The organism is Sphingobium aromaticiconvertens (genome assembly GCF_037154075.1).
GTDB classification, from domain to species: domain Bacteria; phylum Pseudomonadota; class Alphaproteobacteria; order Sphingomonadales; family Sphingomonadaceae; genus Sphingobium; species Sphingobium aromaticiconvertens.
In genome coordinates this window covers 2,671,793-2,693,218 of sequence record NZ_JBANRJ010000001.1, presented here as the reverse complement: position 1 = coordinate 2,693,218, position 21,426 = coordinate 2,671,793, and the positions used below count along the sequence as shown (strand labels likewise).

Below are 21,426 nucleotides of genomic sequence, written 5' to 3'. Positions count from 1 at the left end.
CCGGGCAGCCGGATGGTCGATAGAGGAACGGAAACTCTTCGGAAATGAACGAAAATCCTGAAATCGGGCAATCTGTCCAGGCTGCGGGCCTCGCCACCAATTTCCTTGAACAGGGGAAGGGTCAGCCGGTACTGATGATTCATGGCTCCGGTCCTGGTGTGACCGGCTATGCAAATTGGCGATTGACCATGCCTGCCCTTGCCGAAAATCACCGGGTGATTGCTCCTGACATCCCCGGTTTTGGCTATACCGAGCGTCCTGTCGACGGCAAATATGGCCTCGATTTCTGGACCCACCACATGGTTTCTTTCCTCGATGCGCTGGGGATCGAAAAAACGCATTTGGTGGGAAATTCGTTTGGCGGCGCGCTCAGTCTTGCATTGGCGGCACGGCACCCCGACCGGGTGGACAAACTCGTACTGATGGGGGCAGTAGGGACGAATTTCGACCTCACCTGGGGACTCGATCAGGTGTGGGGATACACACCTTCCATGGAAAATATGCGTCGTCTTATCGGCATATTTGCCTATAACAGCGCCTTGGTAACCGACGATCTGGTAAATTCCCGATATCAGGCAAGTATGCGGCCAGGCTTCCAGGAAAGCTACGCCCGGCTTTTCCCTGAACCCAGACAGAAGCAAATTTCCGGATTGGCAACTTCAGAAGCTGATATCGCAAAAATCCCCCATCCCACACTGATCGTACACGGGCGGGACGACAAGGTCATCCCCTTGTCGAATAGCGTAAAACTCAATCATCTCATCAGGCAATCGGAGCTGCACATCTTTGGCGAGTGCGGTCATTGGACTCAGATCGAAAAAAAGGATCGTTTCAATCGCTTGATCGGAGACTTCCTGGCCTCTTGATTTTCCAATCTTCGCAAGGGACGGTCGGCGAACCAGACCATCCCCTGTCGACAGTCGCGCCAACCGATCCCATGCATGGATTGAAGTTTTGCGATGGCCCGCAGTTGGGCATTCCGGATTGCGAGATTATTACTTACTAGTGCCCTTGGAATGCGCCGAAGAACGCCGAATTCAGCCACTGGGTGCCCGCTTTTGCCATGTCACCAAATTGAATAAGACATCGAAGAGGATATGTTCAATGCGTGATGCACCCAACAACGCCCCCTATCAAAGTATCTGGACCCATTTGCATGGTCTGGATTTTGAGCAACGCTACATCAAGGCTGGGGCTGTGCGTACCCGTTATGCCCACGCTGGGCGCCGCAGCGCCCCCGCCGTCATCATGTTGCATGGTACCGGCGGGCATTGGGAATCCTTTTGCGCCAACCTTGCAGCTCACGCCGAGCACTACGATTGTTACGCACTCGACTTTGTAGGTTCAGGACTTTCCGACAAACCGGCACATCCCTACGAGATTGCGACTTATGTTGAACATGTGCTCAATTTCATGAGCGCGCTCAACCTGGAAAAGGCCTCGATCATCGGCGTGTCTTTAGGGTCCTGGGTTGCTGCGGCTATAGCCATCGCAGCTCCGGAAAGGGTTGAGAAACTGGTATTGCTGTCGGCAGCCGGCTATTTCTCCACCGCCGCAAACCGCGCCCAAATAAAAAAGGATCGCGGGGGTAGCGCGGCCGATCCCAGTTGGGAACGGATCAAGGGAATTTTTTCGCGCCTGCTGGCACGCGAAGAGGCACGGATCGACGATTTGATAGGCTTGAGGCAGGCGCTGTACAGCATGCCAGGGGCAGCCGAAGCTATGCAGAACGTGCTCGTGCTGCAAAATCCGGATATCCGCCAGAAGAACCTGATCCAGGATGACGGCTGGCGAGCGATTGTCGCGCCGGCGCTCGTTGTCGGGTCGCTGGCGGATTCTGACGAATATCTCGACACGGCACGAATTGTCTCGAAACTCATTCCAGACGCTTCATATGTTGAAATGGAGGGTGTCGGCCACTGGCCGCAATTCGAGGACCCCGAAACGTTCAACCGACTGTCGGTTGCTTTTCTTAAAGGCGGATAGCAACTGCCGCTTTGTAGGCTATGCGGCTGCGCGAAAATCGCGCAGCCGGTCTATCCGGGACCGCCGCAGCACAAATGGTGAGTGGTCTTTAGCGGCAGACGATGCCCATATCGACCATCATGCTATCGCCCGATACGAAGGAAGCTTCCTTTGAGCAAAGCCAGACTGCGGCAGCAGCAACCTCGGCCGGGTTAGCCATGCGCCCGGTGGTGGTGGTGCTCATGATCCATTCTTTCAGCTCTGGATCGCCGTCTGTAAGCTGGGCTTGCATCGGCGTGTCCGTATGCCCGGGGCAAATTGCGTTTATGCGGATATTGCTGCGTGCAAATTCCATAGCGGCCGATTTGGTGAGCCCCAGAACCCCGTGCTTGGCGGCCGAATAGGCTTCGAAGCGCGGACACCCCACGATGCCCGCGCCCGATGAGGTGTTGACGATCGCGCCGCCGCCAGCGCTCAACATATGCGAAATCTCGTGTTTCATGCACAAGTAGACCGATGTCAGCGTGATCGTCATAACACGGTTCCATTCGGCCAGTGTCGATTGCTCGAAAGGGACCATCCTGCCACCATAGGCCGCATTGTTGAACGCGCAATGCAACCCGCCCAGTTCGGAGACGACCGTATCCACAAGATGCGCGACCGCCGGTTCGTCGGTCACATCGGTTTCGACGAACAATGCACGGCCACCCGATTCATTAATGGCCGCAGCGGCGGCTCGTCCGCCCGCCACATCGATATCGGCGATCCCGACCGCAGCACCACGGCCCGCGAAGATCTTCGTCGCCGCGAGGCCTATTCCGCTCGCGCCGCCGGTAACCAGCACTACCTTACCCGCGAAATCATCCATAGCACTCGCCATAACATCTTCCCTGTTATCGAAGTTGAAATTACCAGCCGACAGGTTCGTACGATGAACGACATGATCACCGTCCTACCCGATCAAACATTGCTTGCCAGATCGAGTACGAGAATACGGCGCCTACCGCGCCGACCAGCCACCATCGACGGCGATTACCTGTCCTGTCATCATTTGCGTCGCATCGGATGCCAGCCACAGGATGGCCTCTGCCTGTTCGCTGGCCCTTATCGGCCGCTTGATCGCATGCCCCTCGATCATCCGCTCGGCCATGATCTTTGCCGCCTCCGCGCCCACACCGTTTTCCAGGCCTTTGGTGATCGTCACGCCGGGGGCGATGCAATTCACGCGCACGCCCCGGTCGGCATAGTTGAGCGCCGCGAACTTCGTGAGTTGGATCACACCTGCCTTGGCGGCCGCGTAGGCTGGTCCTCCTTCAGGCACATAAAGCATGCCAGCGAGTGACGAAACGTTCACAATAGTGCCGCCGCCATGTTCGATCATGTAAGCGATCTCGTGCTTCAATGCCAAGAACGTACTGCGGAGCGAAATGGCCAGAGTGCCATCCCAGCCTTCAACGCTCTTGGTGTGCAGTTCTGGCCACGGCGCATCGCCGAACGCGCCGCCAACAATATTTGCGGCAACATCAAGTGCCCCGAATAACTCGACCGTCCTCCGGACAAGCTGTTCCACATCCTCTTCCGACGAGCCATCCGCGCGCAGAAAATGCGCTTCGGCTCCCGTCGCCCTCAGGCGTTCGGCCACACGTTCACCGCCACCGATATCGATGTCCGCTATCATCAATCGCGCGCCTTCGCTTGCAAAAGCCTCCGCCGTTGCCTCGCCAATACCGGACGCGGCCGCCGTCACCAGTGCGACCTTGCCGCTGAATCTTTCACCCACACCGCATCTCCTCATTCCATTGCCTTGTTGCCCGGCTCCAAGTCTCGGCAAATCGAGACTTGGAGCCGGCATTCAGCTATGATCTTGAAAGCAATAAAGCTGAAAAACGCTCAAAAACTGTATTTAACCCCTGCGCCGAAGGTTCGGGGATCACCTTGGTCGACAGTGGTAAGGCCCAACGCATTGTAAACATCGAAAGCGTAGGTAAAATATTCCTTTTTAGTCAGATTGCGTGCCCAAAGTGAAACTTCGACGCCATTTTTGAGGGCAAGTGAAATCCGTCCGTTTAGCAAACCACGGCTGTCGAGTGTGGCCAGACGATTGGCTATTGCAACATCATTTACAACAGCGGCCGAGGATCCAGGCGTCGGCGTGGAATAAAAGATCACCTTTTTGTCAATCCAGGAATAGTCCACGTGAATTGAAGCCACACCAAAGCCCAACTGCCAGTCTTGCGTCGCCCCCACGTTCAACGCCCATTTGGGTGCCTGCGGAACAGGTTCGTTACTGCGATCGACCAACAGTGGCGCCAAGACAGTGCCACGATTTTCCACAAAAGTACCTGCCTCATACGAGGAATCCAAGTATGCGGCCCCGCCGGTTACTTTCATTCCCTGCCAGGGGAGTGCGGTTATTTCGAGCTCCAGGCCTTTTGAATTCACGTTGCCGGCATTTTGTAGATATTGACTCGGATTATTATTGATCGGGGCAACAATCACGCGTTGGGCACCCTTGGTTTTGGATGCGAAGGCAGCGACATTGGCGCGTAGACGCCTGTCGAACAGATCGACCTTGGCGCCAACCTCGATGTCGGTAACTTCTTCCGGCTGGAACGAGCGCCGATCGAAAGGCGCCGCACGTGTATTCAGCCCACCTGCCCGCGAAGCTCTGCTAGGGTCAGGACCTGTTAAATTGCTTGCGCATTGGGTGATGGGTTGATTCAATAGCAGCGTTAGGAGGCGCTGCCGATGGATGTTCCGTTTCTGCTGAGTGAGGCGCAGATGCGCCGGATCGAGCCGTATTTTCCCTTGTCTCATGGGGTGCCAAGAGTGGATGATCGGCGGATAGTGTCTGGGATCATTTACGTCATCAAGCACGGGCTGATGTGGCGCGACGCGCCCAAGGAGTATGGCCCACACAAGACGATCTACAATCGTTTCATCCGCTGGAGCAGGCTCGGCGTGTTCAACAAAATCTTCGCTGGCTTGGCAGCAAAGGGCGGCAAGCCCGACCAGTTGATGATCGATGCAACCCACCTGAAAGCACACCGGACGGCGGCAAGCCTGCTTAAAAAGGGGATGTTCCCCGACGTATCGGACGCACCAAAGGCGGCCTGAACTCCAAGCTACATGCCGTATGCGATGGCAAAGGCCGACCGCTCATCATGCTGCTCAGTGAAGGGCAGATGAGCGATTATAAGGGCGCTGCACTGATGATCGATGCCTTCCCGAAGGCAAAGGTCCTGCTGGGCGACAAGGGCTATGACGCCGACTGGTTCCGCGCGGCACTGGCCGACCGCAAGATCACGGCCTGCATCCCGTCAAAGGGGAACCGGAAAGTGCCCATTCCACACGACACGGCGCTCTATAGACAGCGGCACAAAGTCGAGAATATGTTCGGCAGGATCAAGGACTGGCGGCGCATCCACACGCGCTACGATCGTTGCGCCCATACCTTCATGTCCGCCATCTGCATCGCCGCGACCGTTATATTCTGGATCAATCAATGAGTCCTGACCCTAGATTTGATATAGAGGAATGCGTTTTCCGTTGCCTTGTAATCCAGGCTAACCGTCCAGGCGGGATAATCGAAGGTTGCGCTCAACGGTTGAAAACACCCTGCGGCCGTAAGCGGGATGGTGTCAGTACAACTGGTGGGATCGGCCAGGACGTTGATATTCCGGCGCACAATGCTGCGCGTGTCCCATGTATGGCGATAACCAGCTGTTCCGCGCAACTTCTCGGTGAATGAGTAGTTCGCCTGGATGAAAGCCCCCTTGGAAATAGACTTGAAATCAGCCTTGTTCAAAGAAGGTGGATTGCCAACAGCCCCAAATACTTCAACCATGGACTGCTCCATTCCATTTTCTTTGAAATAGTACAATCCACCAATTATACCTAAACTACCGAAATTCTTGTTAACTTGCAATTCTTCGCTGTATTGATCCTGAAGAAACCGATTTCCTGTCGCAAGTAGCCTTAATGGCGTTCCGTCGAAATCAAAGCTGTTATATGTGTTGTTATTCCGCCATGAGCTGATTGATTTTATATTCCACGAACCGACATCAAAACTCACCGTCGCGGAGACGCCCGATTGCCGCCCCCGGTCCCTGGGAATATCGATCTCGGCAATACCGGTACTGGGCAAAGTGGGGCTCAGGCCAAAATTCACACCCTTCCTGTAGATATAGTTTGCCGGGTTAAATCCAGCCCCCGCGAAGATGTCACCAATGCTTGGCCCGCCTGGCCCAAATGGGCGGAGCGCCGTGTTAATTCCGGCCACCGCAACCGGCTGGCCGTGATCGTCAAAGCCGGAAGTATCCGCCGACAGAGTCAGAGTGAGCGGGATATTTTCCGGTGCCCATTTCATCGTCATCCGCGCAGCCCAGCCGCCATCCAAATCCTGAACTCCCTTGCCTGTCAGGGGATTGTTGAAATAGCCGTCATGCGAACCATATTGCGCTGCGATGCGAACAGCCAACTGATCACCCTGAATCGGTACAGTTACGGCACCTTCGATCTTTCTTGACGAGAAATTACCCAAGTCGCCCTTCACGTAACCTTCAAACTGACCAGTCGGCTGGACCGTGGTAATGGTCACCGCGCCGCCCGTTGTGTTGCGTCCAAACAGGGTTCCTTGAGGACCGCGCAGAACTTCGATCTGAGCTACGTCAAGAAAACCCAGATTCCCGGCGGTCGGTCGGGCGAAATACACGCCGTCGACATAAGTGGCGACAGCGGGATCCGACGCAGAGTTGGCCTCGTTGGCGACTTGACCGCGAATGGATACATACACCAGGCCGGCGCCACCCGAACCACCCGTCGCCATCGTTATGCTAGGCGCGATTTTCTGCAGGTCGGACACCGATGCGATCTGATTCCTGGCGATCGCTTCCGCAGTAACGGCAGTGATGGCGACCGGGCTGGTTTGCAACCGCTCCGATTGCTTCCGCGCGGTGACGACAATGTCTCCAAGTTGGCTGCTACTCTGGCTGGCGGGGGATGCCTTTGTCAGTTCGCCCGCCGATCCGACCTGAGCATATGTTGATGTCGGCATCATCGGTAGCAGCAGGGCGGCGGTCGATGCTCGCAACAGGCATTTTTTCGCCGAGCGATCATTAAGAATTCGAATACGAAATTGCTTCGTTGACATGGTTCTCTCCCCTAAGATTATAATTTTCAATCTGTTTCAGCGCATCTTCACTGATGCTTCTTTGCTGCATCATTCATCTCGCGATAGCTGGGATCCAGAGAATGGACTGGCATTATGAACATGCCGAGTTTGATTCTGGCCTCCCTCAACGAATACTTCAGGCATGCCAGCCTGGAGCATGGCTTGCATCCGGTTGCCTGATTATATTCTGACGAATATTCCAATATACAGACAGCCAAAGCGGGTCAAGCCACTTTTCGAATGCCTCCCCTTACGCTTAGTCGGCTGCCGGCCGTCATATCACCGGGATGGGATCAGCATCCTGCTGCTTGTCCGCAAGCTCAGTGAAACGGGTCAACCCGATTGGCGCGGAAACGCAAAGCGCAGCGCAGCCGATCAGCGGCAAATAAATGGGCAAATAACTGCCATAGGCATCGAAGACAGCGCCGGCCAACGGGCCCCCGATCGCGCCGGCGACCAGTTGTGTTGTATGGATATAGCTGGTCAACGAGCCCAGCCGACGGCCGCCAAACGCTTCGACCTGCAGCATTGGCACTAACACTGGGGCCGACGCCGCACCAAAGCCGAACAGCGAGGTCGAAACCACCGTGGCAAAGAACGGGAGGCCCATTGAGAGGCCTAAAAGCCCAAGAGCCAGCAGGGTCAGCCCAGCGGCCAGCATCAAACGGGCACCAAACCGGTCGGCGAGCGCCCCGAACAGCGGTTTGCCCAATATGGCGCAGATCAGCATCGCCGAAAAACCTGTGGCTGCACCTTCCAGCGAAAAGCCGCGATCGGTCAGCAGCGCAATCAAGTGAAACGATACCGCTGTCGAGATGACGCCATAGGCAGCGAAAATCAGCGCAAGCAGCCAGAACGCACGTCCCTTGAGCGCCTCACGGAGGCTGAGGCCCGGTAAGGTGGTGGCAAGATCCGGGCGACCGCCTGATTGGTTCGGCGATAGGATTTTATCGAGCGGGGCTGCTTGCACGAACAGAACCACAAGCGGAACCACAACCAAGAAGCTAATAGCGGCGAGTATCCCATAACCCCATCGCCAGTTCAGATATTCGAGACAATAGGTGACCAGATAGTTGACCCCCAGAGGCCCCGCCGCGACGCCGACTACGCCCACCGAGAAAGCGAAAGCGCGCTTTTTTTCCACGAACCAATTGTTGGCGATGATCGTCAGCGGGATCAGCCCCGCAAACGAGGCACCCGATCCCAAAAACACATAAGCAACCAGGACCATCCAATAGTGATCGGCCTGGGCAGCAATAAGATAGCCTAATCCGGTTTGGAGCAGACCCGCCAGCACCACCAACTTGAGATCAATCCGATCGAGCAGCCATCCCGTAAAAAGCGCCGCGCCGGCCGAAGCGAACAGCCCAACAGTAGCGATTGCGGTGATCTGCGCGCGTCCGCCACCGAAATATTCGAGCAACGGTTTCAGGAAAATGCCGAAGCCGGCGATCCCACCGATGGTGATGCTGACGCTGAGGAGCATCGTCACAATGACCGCCCATGATCGCATTCTGCATACGCGGTGCTCCGACGCTGTGCGTTCTGGCTCTATTGTGGTCACGATCGGGTCAGCCTGCTTCCTGGAGACGGGACACAAAAAGTGCCTCGACCTCAGATAGATCTTCGTCGCGCCCAATCGGCGGCTCGCCGCGCTGATGCGCCCGAACCGCGTCGAGCAAGGTGGCCCGCCCCTCGACCACGGCGCGATCGATCGGAGTCAGCATCTCGCGGGTTCGGTCGAGCCGGCCCTGACTCTCGATCACGCAGACATCCTCCGCCAGAATCGTCATCCGGTCCATACCGACAATCCCGGCGAAGCTTTCACCGCGTTCCATCGCAGCGCGATCCTGTCCCCATAGATTGTCAGGTCCACGCTCACCCATGCCGTGCAGGAAATCGTCAAGATCGGGCAGCGAGCGCATCGTCTCACCAATGCCTCCGGTCCGCAGTGGAGCGAAACGATTATAGAAAATCAGCCACAACAGGGTGTGATCGTCGTCGATCGGCACGCTGATCTGCAGCACGCGATCATCCTTTACGCCTGGGGTTGATGTGTGGAACTGGATGAACGGGGCGACGAAGTGGAAATTGGTTTCCTTCGCAGCATCGCTATTGGTGTATGTGAAGCCATAGGACGTGCGGGAGGCCCGCATCGTGGGATAGTCAAATTCCAAGTCGCCTGACTTACGACCGGAGGCGGAAAAATAGTCCTTTGCCCGCGCCGACGAACGGTTGGTCTTGTTGTGCAGGATTTGGGAATGGAACACGTCCCACAATGTTTCAAGCGGATGAAGCCAGTTGCAGTTGAGCACCGCCGTGGTCGCCAGGACGTGATCGTCGGGTAGCCCGGTGAAAGCGAGGCTGGGAAACTGCGGCGGTTCACCCTTCCCCAACCAGGTCCAGATCATTCCCTGGCTTTCCCGCACAGGATGGGATCTGGTCTTGATATGGCCAACCTCGACCGAAGCGGGATAGGTTGGGGCATCCACAAGCATGCCGGCGGCATTGACTTGCCAGCCATGATAGATGCAGCGCAGCCCGCATTCCTCGTTGCGCGCTAATGCCATCGAAGCACCGCGGTGCGGACACGCCTCGTCCATCACACCAACCGCACCGCCCGGTGACCGGAACACCACCAAGGGTTCCCCAAGGATCGTCCAGCGCAGTGGTGGTGCTCCGGCTACTACCCGGCCCGACCGCATAATCGGGACCCAGTACTCGCGCATGAACGCCCCCATCGGCGTGGCAGGTCCGACCTCGGTCAGCATCTTGTTTTCACTTTCGGTCAGCACATTAGCCTCCTGTCTTGAGCGATCCGTCACCAGTTGGCGGAATCGGGATTTTAGCGCATTGCTCCGAATGGCACCCGCACCTCGACGCTCATCATGCGCGGCGGCCCAACCTGGACCGCGAAACTGCCAACATTGTTGAGTGCGTTGAGCGCGTTGTGAAAATAGTATTTATTCGCAACATTCTTGGCGACAAAGGCAACATCTGCGGACCCACCAAGGAAATCCTTCCAGTCCAACCGAAAATCGATCAAGCCGTAACCAGGAAGTCGTCCGGCGTGGTTGTAGCAACTGACATAGACTGCGGCAGGATTTGGATCGCCCGGAACCTGGCATCGGGCAGTATTGATGTCGTTCGTGGTGTAAAATCCCGAACGATAATTGTAGCTTGACGTGAGGGACAAAGAACCAAACCGTTCCTCAATAGGAATCTGGAGGTTGGCAGAGAGGTTAATTGTGTTCTTGGATATCAGGATGAACTGGGAATCGGAGACATCGACCACGTAGTTCACGCCATTGGTAGGCTCGCGATAGAGATCACTGAACTTATCGTATTTGGGATCGGTGTAAGCATAACCCGCAGTCAGCGTCAGGATGTCCACCGGCCGCCAGACCACTTCGGCTTCGACGCCCCAAATGTGCGCCTTAGCCGCGTTGATTGTCGTGTTGGTATTGCCGGCAAGCGTAATCGCGTTGACCGTCCGCTGAACGTCGCGATAGTCGGTATAATAACCGGCGAGATTGAACCGCAACGGGGTCTGCCCCAATTTGAAATCGTTTTTCGTGCCCACTTCATAAGTGATATTGCTTTCGGGCTGAAACGCCTGAAGCTGCAGTACATTTGTCGCACTCCCGCTGAAACCACCTGACCGATAGCCGCGGGCGACCGAGGCGTAGATGAGCGAGGACGGGGCGGGATGGTAACTGATACCCACATCCCAGGTCGGTTCGGTAAACGCGATCGACACAGGAAGATTGCACGCGCTGCCATTGCCCACTCCAGCCGCTGGCTGGAGTGGGCAGGCGTACATCGGATTGGCGCTGACTCCCGGCGTTGTCTGACGACGGCTGTGATAGGTCACAGCTCGTTTGTCGTGCGTAATCCGCGCGCCCGCAGTGAAGGTCAGGTTTTCGGCCAGATCGATGCCGACATGGGCGAACGCAGAATAGGAAGTGTTTTTGATATCAATATCGGAAATTGAGAAAGTCGGAGCCACAGCATACTGGGTGGTTAGTTCGTTGCCTTTCTCACGGAAATAGAACAGGCCAGTAACAAAGTTGAACCCATCACCTTTCCCCTGAAGCTGCAATTCCTCTGAAAACTGGCGAATGTTCTGCTCGGTCGCTGCCTGGACTCCCAGGAAAGGCGCTGGAATGGTTTCAAAAGTTTGCGATCCATCGACCACGCGGTAGCCGATAATATTTTTCAAGGCGAGGTTACCTAAACCGCTCGATCCCAGTTCAATCTCCGTATTGTTCTGGATCCCATAAGCCGACTGGTTCTGGTCCTGCTGTGTCAGGAACACCGACGGCACGCCTCCGATAAGTATATTGGCCGTCTGCTGATTGAACGAAGTCAAGAATTCGTATCGGCCAAGCGCATTTGTCGCGGCCAGCGCGGCGGGCAGTTGCGCATAAACCCCGGCGACCTGCGGTGATGATGGCGCGGGCGCGATCTTCGCCAGTCGTGCTCCTTCTCCATTGCCTGTGGCATTGAAATAGGTCCCGATGAAGGTGGAGGTTAAGCCGCCCGACCTTATGCGCAACTGGGCCCGAAGGTTGTCATTGTTGAGATCATTGGCCTCAGCTCCGCTGAATGCATCGTGGAGATAGCCGGCTCGTTCCTCATGGGAACCGACCACACGTAATGCAACTTGCTCGCTGAGCGGCACATTGAGCACAACCTCACCACGCACCTGAGCGTAATTTCCGCCACCAAATTTCAGGTAACCTTCGAAATCGTCGGTCGGCGCGGTGGGTGTAATGAGGATCGCGCCAGCGGTCGCATTTCGACCAAACAGCGTCCCTTGTGGTCCTTTAAGCACCTGAACCGAACTGATATCTACGAGTCCAGCGTTCACGCCCATCGCCCGCGCCCAGGGAAGTTCTGCGAAGTAAATACCGACCGAAGGATCAGTGGTGGCGCTCGGTTCACGGTTGATCTGGCCGCGAATGGCGAAAATCGGGGCGCTGGCACCGCGAGATGAACCCGGAGCAGTAAACACGCCGGGAACCGCGCTGCCAATCTCCGCAAGGTTTGCCACTCCGCGCGCGACCAGTGTATTACCGCTCACCGCGGATATGGAAACCGGCACGTCCTGGAGTTTCTCCTCGACCCGCCGTGCAGTCACCACGATGTCACCGATCGAGCCCAGAGTTGCCGCATCGCGGGTGGCGCTGCCCTCGGGAACGGTTTGAGCGGTCGCAGAAAAGGCGACAGCAAGACTCAGAACTGCGCTGGTTGTCCATAAGCTGGAACGCCTTGTGCGATGAGCGATGCGTCCAACGGCGGACACGGTGCCTGATCGGTAAGATTGTTTCATCAATATCCCCTCCATCCCCAAGATCGAGCCGCTGTCTCGTCGTTCCGCTTCTCGGCGGAATGGCGAACTTGGCCAAATGAGTTAGGAATCCAATGGCTTGCTCACATGTCGCAAACCATCAGCCGACACATTTTGTATCGGTCCCACTCCCCGGGCCGCTGGGTGTCTTCCCCGCGTGCCTAGGGAAATCGGTCTGCCGGAAAGGAAGCACTACGGGAATACTGGAGTCTTGCGACGGCTCCGTCCGGCCGCAGATGTCTCTAAGTGATTGTAGCGGCCGAGGGGTGCAGCAGGATACCGTCATCGCCCAGTGTCAATCTAGCCTGCGGATAGGCCGCAAGCGCCATTGCCAAGGGTAAACGCGCCGACGATTTCCAGTGGCCCAGCCGACGGTAGGACGAGCCAAACCAGGCCCAAGTATGTTCCCACGGGACTAGCGCGGGGGCGTGGATTGCTGGTAGAGTGCTTGCCAGCCAGACGTAGAAGTCGAGAGCAAGTCCATTTCGGCTAAGCGCCAGCACGGCTGAACGCCTTAACGGAATCGTTAACGTGCCGAATCGATTGCGGAATTCACCGCGAACACGATCCCACACTGGATCGTCAGGTCTGACCTCTAATGGCCATTCCAGGACATGTTCGACGCCTCCCCGCGAGCATCCGGGCGGAGTGATCAGCCGTAAATCCACTGCGGCGACGTGTGCCAGCAATTGCCGGACATCGGCATAGGTCCGACCTCCCGACGAACATTTCGTTAGCGAATGCGACCATTTGTACATGCTTACCAGATCCGAGCGAATCCGGTCCTCGCCGCGAAGCGCTTCGCTAATCAGATGGATATAAAGCACCCTGGCACGCGGGCCGGCTGGCAGTTTGGTTTCAGGGTTTGCGGCCCTTTGCTGCCATTGGCAAATCGTACCGTCAAAAGCTGTGCGCTCGATCCACGGCGCGTCTACGGCCCGGTGGGGCAAGGTCGTGACGAATGGCAGCGCGTGAACCAGATCGGACCCGGAGGCCCTTGTCTGCATCGCTCCGACGATTTCGACCTGTTTGCGCTCAATCGCGGAACGCGCTGCCAGTCGCGCGCGCGCCATGTCCGTCGTCAGAACATTTGGCACACGTCGCGTCGTAAATTAGCGGAGTGCGGGCCTCGTCTTGGGGTTGATGTTAAGCGGCGAGCCTGCGGTGTTGCAAGCGCCGATATTCGATGGTCTTTCGCTTGATCCTTTCGCGCTGTTTGATGATGGCGGGAGCCCTGCCGAGGTAGGCGTCGGCGGGCGTCACGTTGTTCAGGCTCTCGTGGTAACGCTGGTTGTTGTAATGCTCGACGAAGGCCTCGATCTGGGCCTCAAGGTCGCCGGGCAGGAAGTAGTTTTCCAGCAGGATGCGGTTTTTCAGGGTTTGGTGCCAGCGCTCGATCTTGCCTTGGGTCTGGGGGTGCATCGGAGCGCCGCGTACATGGCTCATCTTCTGGGCATCGATGTATTCCGCCAGTTCGCCCGCGATGTAGCTGGGGCCGTTATCGCTGAGCAGCCTGGGCTTGTGCAGCACGGTGGCGCTGTCGCAGCCGGAAGCCTTAAGGGCCAGGTCCAGCGTGTCGGTGACATCCTCGGCGCGCATGTTGGTGCACAGTTTCCAGGCGATAATGTAGCGCGAGAAGTCGTCGAGCACGGTCGACAGGTACATCCAGCCCCACCCGATGATCTTGAAGTAGGTAAAATCGGTCTGCCACATCTCGTTCGGACGCGTGGTCTGGGTATGGAAGCGATCGGCGGCCTTGATCACCACATAGGCCGGACTGGTAATCAGATCGTGGGCCTTCAACAGGCGGTAAACGGTGGCCTCCGACACGAAGTAGCGCTTCTCGTCGGTGAAGCGCACCGCCAGTTCGCGCGGTGACAGCTCGCTGTAATCCAGCGCCATCTCGACGATCTGGCCCTGGATATCGTCGCCGATGCGGTTCCACACCCGACTCGGCGCCGATGGCCGATCTTCCAGCGCCTCCGGCCCGCCTTCGACGAAGCGATCGTACCAGCGGTAGAACGTCCGGCGGGGGATGCCGAGTTTGTCCAGCGTGTGCTTGGCGGGCAGGTGCGACTGCTCGACGATCCGGATGATCTCGAGCTTTTCGGATGCGGGATACCTCATTCGTCGTCGCCCCCATCCGCGATCATGCTTTTTTTAAGCAGGCGGTTTTCCAGCGTCAGGTCGGCCACGCATTCCTTCAGGGCACGGGCCTCGCGGCGCAGATCCTGCACCTCGCCAGTGGTCGCAGCACGGGCGGTGTCACCGGCCAGGCGCCGCTTGCCCGCTTCCATGAACTCCTTCGACCAGGTGTAATACAGGCTTTGGGCAATGCCTTCCTTGCGGCACAACTCGGCGATGCTGTCCTCGCCGCGCAGACCGTCCAGCACAATACGGATCTTGTCTTCGGCTGAGAAATGGCGCCGGGTCTGCCGCCGGATATCCTTCACAACACGCTCAGCAGGGGCCTTTGTCGGCGAATTTTTCAAGGAGGGTTTGGGCTTCATCTTCGTTCCTTCGTCACTACGACGAAGCCCAAACCCTCCTTAATTTACAACCTCAAATCTGTGCCATTGGTGCTGACGGCGGACATGCTGCAGCTACCCAGCACAGGACCTCGTTTGCGGCGCGGCCAGCGGCTGCGCGCACCGCGTCCTCATCGAAGGCGTCACAGCGGGAAATATCGCCCCCTTGCAAGATTTCCAGAAATGCCCGGTCCCACGCGGGGTTAAGCGGTGCGCACGGCCCCTCCCCCTTGGCGGCCAGAACACCGAATTCAGTCAGATGCGCCTCCCGCGCGACCTTTTCATCGGCGTTGCGTCCTCCGCCGTTTATCAACCTTTCCGCAACCGCTGCCGGAACTTGTTCGACATTGGGGACCGGCGGATCGTGAGACAGGCCGCCCGACGCCACCACCAACACCCGCTTGCCGGTTGACTGGGCAAATTGACCAACCGCCTCCCCAAGCATGCGCATCCGCCGATAGCGGGGCAGTGGCGGAGCAGCACAATTGACGAAGATCGGAATAATCGGAAGGTCGGTAAACTTGCCGCGCATTTCCTGCCACATCTGCAAGAAGCCGTGATCCACAATCATGTTGCGCGACGTCGCCACATCAAAATCATGGTCCTGCAGCCAGCCCACCAGCGCCTTTGCGGCATCGACGGGGACATCAAGTTCGCCTGGACCGATATCCCAGTCTTCTGCTGACCGGGCAGCAAGGCCCACACAGAAATTTGGCATCAGGCGATGGAAAAACCCCTGAAAATGATCTGGCGAGAACTGGATGATAATCTCGGGATCGAATTCCTGAACATGCAGGGACAAGGCATCGAAACCGGCGCGCACCCGGGCAGACTGGCCCGGATCAATAGGAACTCTGCTCAACATCGGGGTGTGGGAGGCGCATATCAGCGACAATGTCATGACATTTCCTGCAACTTTCGCCGCCGCACAAGCCGCGATCGGCATGCAAGGTTCGGTCCTTTGTCGATGGTCCGCAAGCCAATACCGCCGGCCGTTCACCTCATGAACAATGCCTGCAAAGGATCGCAATGCTCCGGTTCACAGGTGGTCGCTGCTCTTCCGATACGGCTTGGCTTGCGAGCGGAAACCTCGTTCGCGATTCAGGGAAGAAGAATGTTTGATCCGGTCAAACGTCGCGCTTCGAGATCTGCGTGTGCCCTTGCGGCTTCGGCCAGCGGATAACATTCCCCGATTTCGATCCTGACCGCGCCTTGCTCGATGACCGAAAACAGCCGAGCAGTGCTTGCCTCCAAATCATCGCGCGAGGCGGTGTAGCTTGCCAGCCCCGGCCGGGTGAGGAAAAGCGAACCCTTGTTGGCAAGAACCTGCACATCAAAGGGCGGGATCGGTCCCGATGCATTGCCGAAAGATACCATCGTCCCGAACGGTGAAAGGCAATCGAGCGAACCTCGAAAACTCGTTGCACCGATTCCATCGTACACAACCGGCACGCCCTTGCCTGCGGTGATTTCCCGAACGCGCGGAGCGAACTCTTCTTCGCTCATCACGATTATGTGATCGCATCCCGCACGCTGTGCCAGATCCTTCTTGGCGGCTGATCCGACAGTGCCGATCACCTCTGCGCCGAGATGTTTGGCCCATTGGCACAGGATCTGCCCAACCCCTCCCGCAGCGGCGTGGATCAAAACCACCTCACCCGCCCGGACCGGGTAGGTGCGATTGAGCAGATATTCTGCCGTCATACCTTTGAGCAGCATTGCGGCAGCGTCACGTAGATCAACCGAGTCAGGCAATTTGATCAGACGCGCGGCTGGCCTCAACAGAAACTCGGCATAGGCGCCAAGCGGGTCGATGTAGCCAACCCGGTCCCCCACGCTGATGCCTTCCACACCCGGCCCGATTTCCTCGACGATGCCCGCCCCCTCCAGGCCCGGTATGAAGGGAAGGACGGCCCGATAGCGCCCGATGCGAAAATAGGCATCGATGAAGTTAAGCCCGATCGCGCAATTGCGAACCAACACCTGGCCAGCCGATGGCGGTGGAACTTCAACCGTTTCGTAGCGCAGCACCTCGGGGCCGCCACATTCGTGAACTCGGATCACGCGCGTCAGCAATTTCCAACCCCCTCGTTCGCCGCGACGGCCGCGCCAATACAACACCGGCGAGGACCGAAGCTGATCACCGTCCCACCAGGCACAACAACGTTAAGGTACGAGCTGCCTCGGGTATCACAAAAGCACCCCAGGACTGGCAGCGAGAATCGCCTTCCAGCTATTCGACGAACAACCTGTCGAAATCCATGCCAAGGTCGCCCATGATTTTTATGGCTGTCGCGCGCCCGCCGCCGATTACGCCGCCGCCGGGATGCATGAACGGGCCGGAAAGATAGAGTTTCTCCACACCTGGCACAGCATATTGCGACAGCGCCGGGGTGGGTCTGCGGCCAAGAAACTGGTAGAGATAGCGCCCAATACCGCTCACATCGCCACGGCGGAAGCTGGGCGTGGAACGCTCGTAATCCAGGGGTGAATCGACATGGCGAGCAATGATGTTGTCGCTCGACATGTTGGTCGTGAACTTGCGGAAGAAATCAAGCAGGCGGTCGGCCGCCTCCTCTTTCACGTCATCCCATGCGGCGCTGCCGCCGTCGTTCAGATCATAGGGCATGAAAGAATATTTATAGAGCGTTGCCTTGCCTTCCGGCGCGCGCGACTTGTCGAAATTGGTGTGCGTGGCGCAGACCAGACTGGGGTGCGCTGGCCTGCGATTATACCGCAGATCGTCGAATTCCTGACGGAAGGTGTCGAGCTTGGCCGGAAGGCATTCGACGACCATCGGGTCAGGCAAGCCTTCAAGTGCGGTGTAGCGAGGCGCCTCGTGCAGGGCATAATGCGTGTTCATCGAACTATAGCCGCCATGATGCGTGCGCTTGGCATCGGCCACGACGGTTGGGTCCACGCCGGCCACGAACTGATCAAGCGTGTGTGGATGGATGCAGGCGATCACCGCGCGCTTGGCACGAATCTCTTCTCCGTCCTTCAGTTCGACGCCAACCGCCTGGCCGCCTTCGACGATGACCCGAACCATTTCGGCTTCGGTACGCAGTGCGCCGCCATGATGTTCGATACAGCGCACCAGCGCCTCGGGAAGCGCCACACTGCCGCCTACCGGAAGCCCCCCGTGATAACTGTGCGACATGCCGACAATCAGGTTGAAGACCAGACCTGTGCCCTTCTCCTCAGGCCCGGACATCGCCTCTGACGAGAATTTCGCAAAATGAACCTTCAGAATCTCGTTCTCGAAAAGCTCGTTGACGATGTCCATCGCGCTCTTGTTCATGATCCCGATGAGTTCGCGGCCCTGCTCGCTCTGTTCAAGCAGGCCAATGGTGGTGCCGAAGGGCAGCGGGGGCGCATGAAGGCCGGAAACGAACATCGGAAGGATCGACTTCATCTTTTCGACGTGGCGCCGATAGCTTTCGGCATCGCGCGGCGAGATTTTCGCCAGCGATTCGCAGGTTTTGTCCAGATCGTGATAGGTCAGGACCACCGATCCATCGTCGAAGACCGAGGCGAATGAGATTTCCGGTCGGATATATTCCAGCCCGAATTTGCCGATCAGACCCAGTTCGTCTCGATTGATCAGTGGATTTGACTGGATCATGATATGGGCGGTGGAATGCAGATCGTGCCGGAAGCCGGGAACCGTCACTTCGCGCGTAACCGCGCCGCCGCCGATCCAGGCATTGCGCTCCAACACCAGCACCTTCATTCCGGCCGCAGCAAGATAGGCTGCCGCCACCAGCGAGTTGTGTCCTGCGCCAGCCACGACGACATCGAAATCTGCGTTCATCCCTGCCCATCTCCCAATCGACCGCGGCCACAGCGAAGCAAGCCATCAGTCCATTTGTTGTTCGTCAGATGCGTGCCCATCGCCCGGGGGCATCTGAAGTCAGTCGGCTTCCTTGCATTTTTGCGGGATGATGGAAACAATCGAAGGGGCCGTGAACAACGTGTTTGCGAAATACGTACACGTCGGAGATCCCGCCAACACTATAGGCTGGGCTGGAGCCAAGTTTGAAACCCCTGCCTATCCGCAGCTTTGAAACGCTGCATAAACGGAGCAATAGATGAAGAAATCGATCAATATTTATGCCCCGGATAAAAGCAACCTCATGGAGATAGCCACCCTTGAAGCCAAGGATGGCAATCTTGTGATCAAGGGAAAGATCATGGGCAGCATGCCGATGACCGCTGTGGTCAGGCCGGAAGAAGCGCGAAAAATCGTTTCGCTGCTTAACTGGAAACTTGTCCTGTTCCTGCTGGGCTTCCTGTTTCGGAAACCTACCGGGACGATCCCGAATAAATAAGGGAACTGGGTACGGCGCTTCATAACGTGCGGGCATGTCCGGTTTGCGCATGTGTCCGCCAAAGGCACATGGTCGTCGTCCGCGCACTATAGGAGTTCTCATGACCGATCCGATTATCATCTCCCCCTATGCACGAACACCGATGGGGGGCTTTCAAGGCGCGCTCTCCGGCGTCACCGCCACCCGGTTGGGTTCAATCGCAGTCAAGGCGGCGGTCGAGCGTTCCGGTTGCCCCCTGGATGCCATCGACCGCATCTATATGGGCTGCGTCCTCCCGGCAGGGCTTGGCCAGGCACCAGCACGACAGGCGGCGCTGGGTGCAAACCTGCCGGAATCCATTGAAGCCACTACGATCAACAAGATGTGCGGCTCTGGGATGCAGGCCACGATCATGGCGGCCGAGGCGCTGGCTTCCGGTGGCGCGGACGTTGTGATCGCCGGTGGCATGGAAAGTATGACCAATGCCCCCTACGCGCTTCCCAAACATCGCGGGGGCGCTCGTATTGGTCATGACCGGATCATCGATACCATGATGATGGATGGCCTGGAAGACGCTTACGAGAAGGGCAAGGCAATGGGCGCCTTTGCGCAACTTACAGCGGAGGACTATCAATTCACACGCGAAGCTATGGACGCTTATGCGATAGAGAGCCTCACACGAGCCAACAATGCGATTACCAGCGCTGCTTTTACAGACGAGGTTGTATCGGTCGCTATCACGGTTCGTGGCGGGGAAACAATCGTCACTCAGGATGAACAGCCGGGTAAAGCAAAACCGGATAAGATACCTAGTCTCAAGCCGGCCTTCGCAAAGGACGGCACTATCACGGCCGCCAGTTCGGCGTCCATTTCGGACGGTGCCGCTGCGCTGGTGTTGACGCGCGCAAGCGTTGCGCAGGAACTGCATCTCAAGCAAGAAGCCCGCCTCGTCGCCACCGCCGCCCATGCCCATGCACCCGCCTTGTTCACGACCGCCCCCGTTTTCGCGATCCGCAAGGTACTGGATAAGGCAGGATGGTCGATAGACGAAGTTGACCTGTTCGAGGTCAACGAGGCTTTTGCCGCTGTCGCCATGATCGCGATGCATGACCTCGCCATTCCGCACCACAAGATCAACGTCAATGGTGGTGCCACTGCACTTGGCCACCCGATCGGTTCCAGCGGCGCACGTATTATCGTCACATTGATCGCAGCACTTAAGGCACGGAACCTGAAGAAGGGCGTTGCCGCACTTTGCATCGGGGGCGGCGAAGCGACCGCCGTCGCGGTAGAGTTGGTTTAGGGAAAGCCCATGAACATCGATTTACAAGCCGCCATCATCACCGGCGGCGCATCAGGGCTTGGGGCGGCGACTGCTAGGTTGCTTGCCGCGAAGGGCGCAAAAGTCTCCATTTTCGATCTGAATCCATTGGAAGGCGAAACAATCGCACGAGAAATTGGCGGTTTGTTTCAACCAGTCGATGTGACCGACGAAGGCAGCGTCACTGCGGGTCTCGACGCCGCCGAAGCGGCGCATGGGACGGCCCGGATTCTGGTCAATTGCGCTGGAATCGCTCCTGCAATAAAAGCCGTTGGTCGAGAGTTTGTTCCGCACCCGATGGATAGCTTCCGCAAGGCAGTAGAAATCAATCTGGTCGGCACATTCCTTGTAGCGTCCCGGTTCGCCGCCCGATTGCAGCAAACGAAGGCCATTGGTGAGGAACGGGGCGTAATCGTTAACACGGCCTCTGTCGCTGCTTTTGACGGGCAAATCGGCCAAGCCGCCTATGCCGCATCAAAGGGAGGCGTGGTGGGCATGACGCTGCCGCTCGCCCGCGAATTCGGTCGGTGGCAGATACGCGTAATGACCATTGCGCCGGGAATCTTCTGGACATCATTGTTGGCAGGCTTGCCACAGGCTGCGCAGGACTCGCTGGCCCAGCAGGTTCCGCATCCCAGCCGGCTCGGAAAGCCTGAAGAATATGCCATGCTGGTCGATAGCATTCTGGCCAATCCCATGCTGAACGGGGAAACGATCCGGCTGGATGGCGCCATTCGCATGGCTGCGCGATAGGCAGCATTGAACAGATGGACCAG

At 57.5% G+C, this 21,426-nt stretch carries 18 protein-coding genes; 6 read left to right on the top strand and 12 right to left on the bottom strand.

Translation table 11 applies throughout. The annotated features are described in order from the left end of the window. The first annotated feature begins 44 nt into the window (after positions 1 to 44). Both WFR25_RS12920 and WFR25_RS12915 read left to right on the top strand, forming a co-directional pair. Positions 45 to 866, top strand: coding sequence for an alpha/beta fold hydrolase (locus WFR25_RS12920; RefSeq protein ID WP_336971389.1), 822 nt, complete (start codon positions 45 to 47; stop codon positions 864 to 866). Between the two features lie 238 nt (positions 867 to 1,104). After that, positions 1,105 to 1,986: an alpha/beta fold hydrolase gene (locus WFR25_RS12915; RefSeq protein WP_336971388.1), complete on the top strand. Its 882-nt coding sequence runs from the start codon at positions 1,105 to 1,107 to the stop codon at positions 1,984 to 1,986. A gap of 88 nt (positions 1,987 to 2,074) precedes the next feature. On the opposite strand, the gene WFR25_RS12910 is transcribed toward WFR25_RS12915, so the two are convergent. The 3 genes from WFR25_RS12910 to WFR25_RS12900 form a co-directional block, all read right to left on the bottom strand. Continuing rightward, positions 2,075 to 2,845: an SDR family oxidoreductase gene (locus tag WFR25_RS12910; RefSeq protein ID WP_336971386.1), complete on the bottom strand. Its 771-nt coding sequence runs from the start codon at positions 2,843 to 2,845 to the stop codon at positions 2,075 to 2,077. A 120-nt stretch (positions 2,846 to 2,965) separates the two neighbouring features. After that, positions 2,966 to 3,745, bottom strand: coding sequence for an SDR family NAD(P)-dependent oxidoreductase (locus tag WFR25_RS12905; RefSeq protein WP_336971384.1), 780 nt, complete (start codon positions 3,743 to 3,745; stop codon positions 2,966 to 2,968). Between the two features lie 110 nt (positions 3,746 to 3,855). Further along, positions 3,856 to 4,689, bottom strand: a complete 834-nt coding sequence (locus tag WFR25_RS12900) for a TonB-dependent receptor domain-containing protein (protein WP_336971383.1) — start codon at positions 4,687 to 4,689, stop codon at positions 3,856 to 3,858. Positions 4,690 to 4,713: 24 nt separating this feature from the next. Between WFR25_RS12900 and WFR25_RS12895 the strand changes: the two genes are divergently transcribed. Then, a protein-coding gene (locus WFR25_RS12895) for an IS5 family transposase (protein WP_156028742.1) occupies positions 4,714 to 5,474 on the top strand; the annotation gives its coding sequence in 2 pieces (ribosomal slippage) (positions 4,714 to 5,047 and positions 5,047 to 5,474; 762 coding nt in all). Here WFR25_RS12895 and WFR25_RS12890 read toward each other — a convergent pair. From WFR25_RS12890 to WFR25_RS12850, 9 genes are all read right to left on the bottom strand, one after another. Next, complete coding sequence (locus WFR25_RS12890; protein ID WP_336971381.1) at positions 5,468 to 7,117, bottom strand: TonB-dependent receptor; 1,650 nt, start codon at positions 7,115 to 7,117, stop codon at positions 5,468 to 5,470. The genes WFR25_RS12895 and WFR25_RS12890 overlap by 7 nt on opposite strands. A 295-nt stretch (positions 7,118 to 7,412) precedes the next feature. Beyond that, complete coding sequence (locus WFR25_RS12885) at positions 7,413 to 8,624, bottom strand: MFS transporter (protein WP_336974888.1); 1,212 nt, start codon at positions 8,622 to 8,624, stop codon at positions 7,413 to 7,415. A gap of 85 nt (positions 8,625 to 8,709) precedes the next feature. Next, on the bottom strand, positions 8,710 to 9,933 hold the full coding sequence (locus tag WFR25_RS12880; protein WP_281824584.1) for a Rieske 2Fe-2S domain-containing protein: 1,224 nt from the start codon (positions 9,931 to 9,933) through the stop codon (positions 8,710 to 8,712). 50 nt (positions 9,934 to 9,983) lie between these two features. Further along, positions 9,984 to 12,473, bottom strand: coding sequence for a TonB-dependent receptor (locus WFR25_RS12875; protein ID WP_336971379.1), 2,490 nt, complete (start codon positions 12,471 to 12,473; stop codon positions 9,984 to 9,986). 260 nt (positions 12,474 to 12,733) lie between these two features. Beyond that, positions 12,734 to 13,564, bottom strand: a complete 831-nt coding sequence (locus WFR25_RS12870; RefSeq protein WP_336971378.1) for a replication initiation protein — start codon at positions 13,562 to 13,564, stop codon at positions 12,734 to 12,736. A 73-nt stretch (positions 13,565 to 13,637) separates the two neighbouring features. Then, positions 13,638 to 15,001 (bottom strand): IS3 family transposase gene (locus WFR25_RS12865; RefSeq protein WP_336967452.1). Its coding sequence is split into 2 segments (ribosomal slippage): positions 13,638 to 14,651 and positions 14,654 to 15,001, totalling 1,362 coding nucleotides; the frame shifts between segments, so codons are not numbered across the junction. A 52-nt stretch (positions 15,002 to 15,053) separates the two neighbouring features. Further along, positions 15,054 to 15,965, bottom strand: coding sequence for a 3-carboxyethylcatechol 2,3-dioxygenase (locus WFR25_RS12860; RefSeq protein ID WP_336971377.1), 912 nt, complete (start codon positions 15,963 to 15,965; stop codon positions 15,054 to 15,056). A gap of 155 nt (positions 15,966 to 16,120) precedes the next feature. After that, a complete protein-coding gene (locus WFR25_RS12855; RefSeq protein ID WP_281825139.1) occupies positions 16,121 to 17,083 on the bottom strand; it encodes a quinone oxidoreductase family protein in 963 nt (320 codons plus the stop codon). A 169-nt stretch (positions 17,084 to 17,252) separates the two neighbouring features. Beyond that, on the bottom strand, positions 17,253 to 18,833 hold the full coding sequence (locus tag WFR25_RS12850) for a phytoene desaturase family protein (RefSeq protein ID WP_336971375.1): 1,581 nt from the start codon (positions 18,831 to 18,833) through the stop codon (positions 17,253 to 17,255). 277 nt (positions 18,834 to 19,110) lie between these two features. On the opposite strand from WFR25_RS12850, the gene WFR25_RS12845 reads away from it, so the two are divergent. From WFR25_RS12845 to WFR25_RS12835, 3 genes are all read left to right on the top strand, one after another. Further along, entirely contained in the window at positions 19,111 to 19,350 is a 240-nt protein-coding gene (locus WFR25_RS12845; protein ID WP_336971374.1) for a hypothetical protein, read from the top strand. 100 nt (positions 19,351 to 19,450) lie between these two features. Further along, on the top strand, positions 19,451 to 20,632 hold the full coding sequence (locus WFR25_RS12840; protein ID WP_336971372.1) for an acetyl-CoA C-acyltransferase: 1,182 nt from the start codon (positions 19,451 to 19,453) through the stop codon (positions 20,630 to 20,632). A 9-nt stretch (positions 20,633 to 20,641) separates the two neighbouring features. Beyond that, on the top strand, positions 20,642 to 21,403 hold the full coding sequence (locus WFR25_RS12835) for an SDR family NAD(P)-dependent oxidoreductase (protein WP_336971371.1): 762 nt from the start codon (positions 20,642 to 20,644) through the stop codon (positions 21,401 to 21,403). Positions 21,404 to 21,426 lie beyond the last annotated feature (23 nt).

Bases quoted from the DNA above. Each gene is read 5' to 3' on its own strand.
- WFR25_RS12920 (WP_336971389.1), top strand. From the start codon at position 45: ATGAACGAAAATCCTGAAATCGGGCAATCTGTCCAGGCTGCGGGCCTC.
- WFR25_RS12915 (WP_336971388.1), top strand. From the start codon at position 1,105: ATGCGTGATGCACCCAACAACGCCCCCTATCAAAGTATCTGGACCCAT.
- WFR25_RS12910 (WP_336971386.1), bottom strand. From the start codon at position 2,845: ATGGCGAGTGCTATGGATGATTTCGCGGGTAAGGTAGTGCTGGTTACC.
- WFR25_RS12890 (WP_336971381.1), bottom strand. From the start codon at position 7,117: ATGTCAACGAAGCAATTTCGTATTCGAATTCTTAATGATCGCTCGGCG.
- WFR25_RS12885 (WP_336974888.1), bottom strand. From the start codon at position 8,624: ATGCTCCTCAGCGTCAGCATCACCATCGGTGGGATCGCCGGCTTCGGC.
- WFR25_RS12875 (WP_336971379.1), bottom strand. From the start codon at position 12,473: ATGAAACAATCTTACCGATCAGGCACCGTGTCCGCCGTTGGACGCATC.
- WFR25_RS12870 (WP_336971378.1), bottom strand. From the start codon at position 13,564: ATGGCGCGCGCGCGACTGGCAGCGCGTTCCGCGATTGAGCGCAAACAG.
- WFR25_RS12860 (WP_336971377.1), bottom strand. From the start codon at position 15,965: ATGCCGATCGCGGCTTGTGCGGCGGCGAAAGTTGCAGGAAATGTCATG.
- WFR25_RS12850 (WP_336971375.1), bottom strand. From the start codon at position 18,833: ATGAACGCAGATTTCGATGTCGTCGTGGCTGGCGCAGGACACAACTCG.
- WFR25_RS12845 (WP_336971374.1), top strand. From the start codon at position 19,111: ATGAAGAAATCGATCAATATTTATGCCCCGGATAAAAGCAACCTCATG.
- WFR25_RS12840 (WP_336971372.1), top strand. From the start codon at position 19,451: ATGACCGATCCGATTATCATCTCCCCCTATGCACGAACACCGATGGGG.
- WFR25_RS12835 (WP_336971371.1), top strand. From the start codon at position 20,642: ATGAACATCGATTTACAAGCCGCCATCATCACCGGCGGCGCATCAGGG.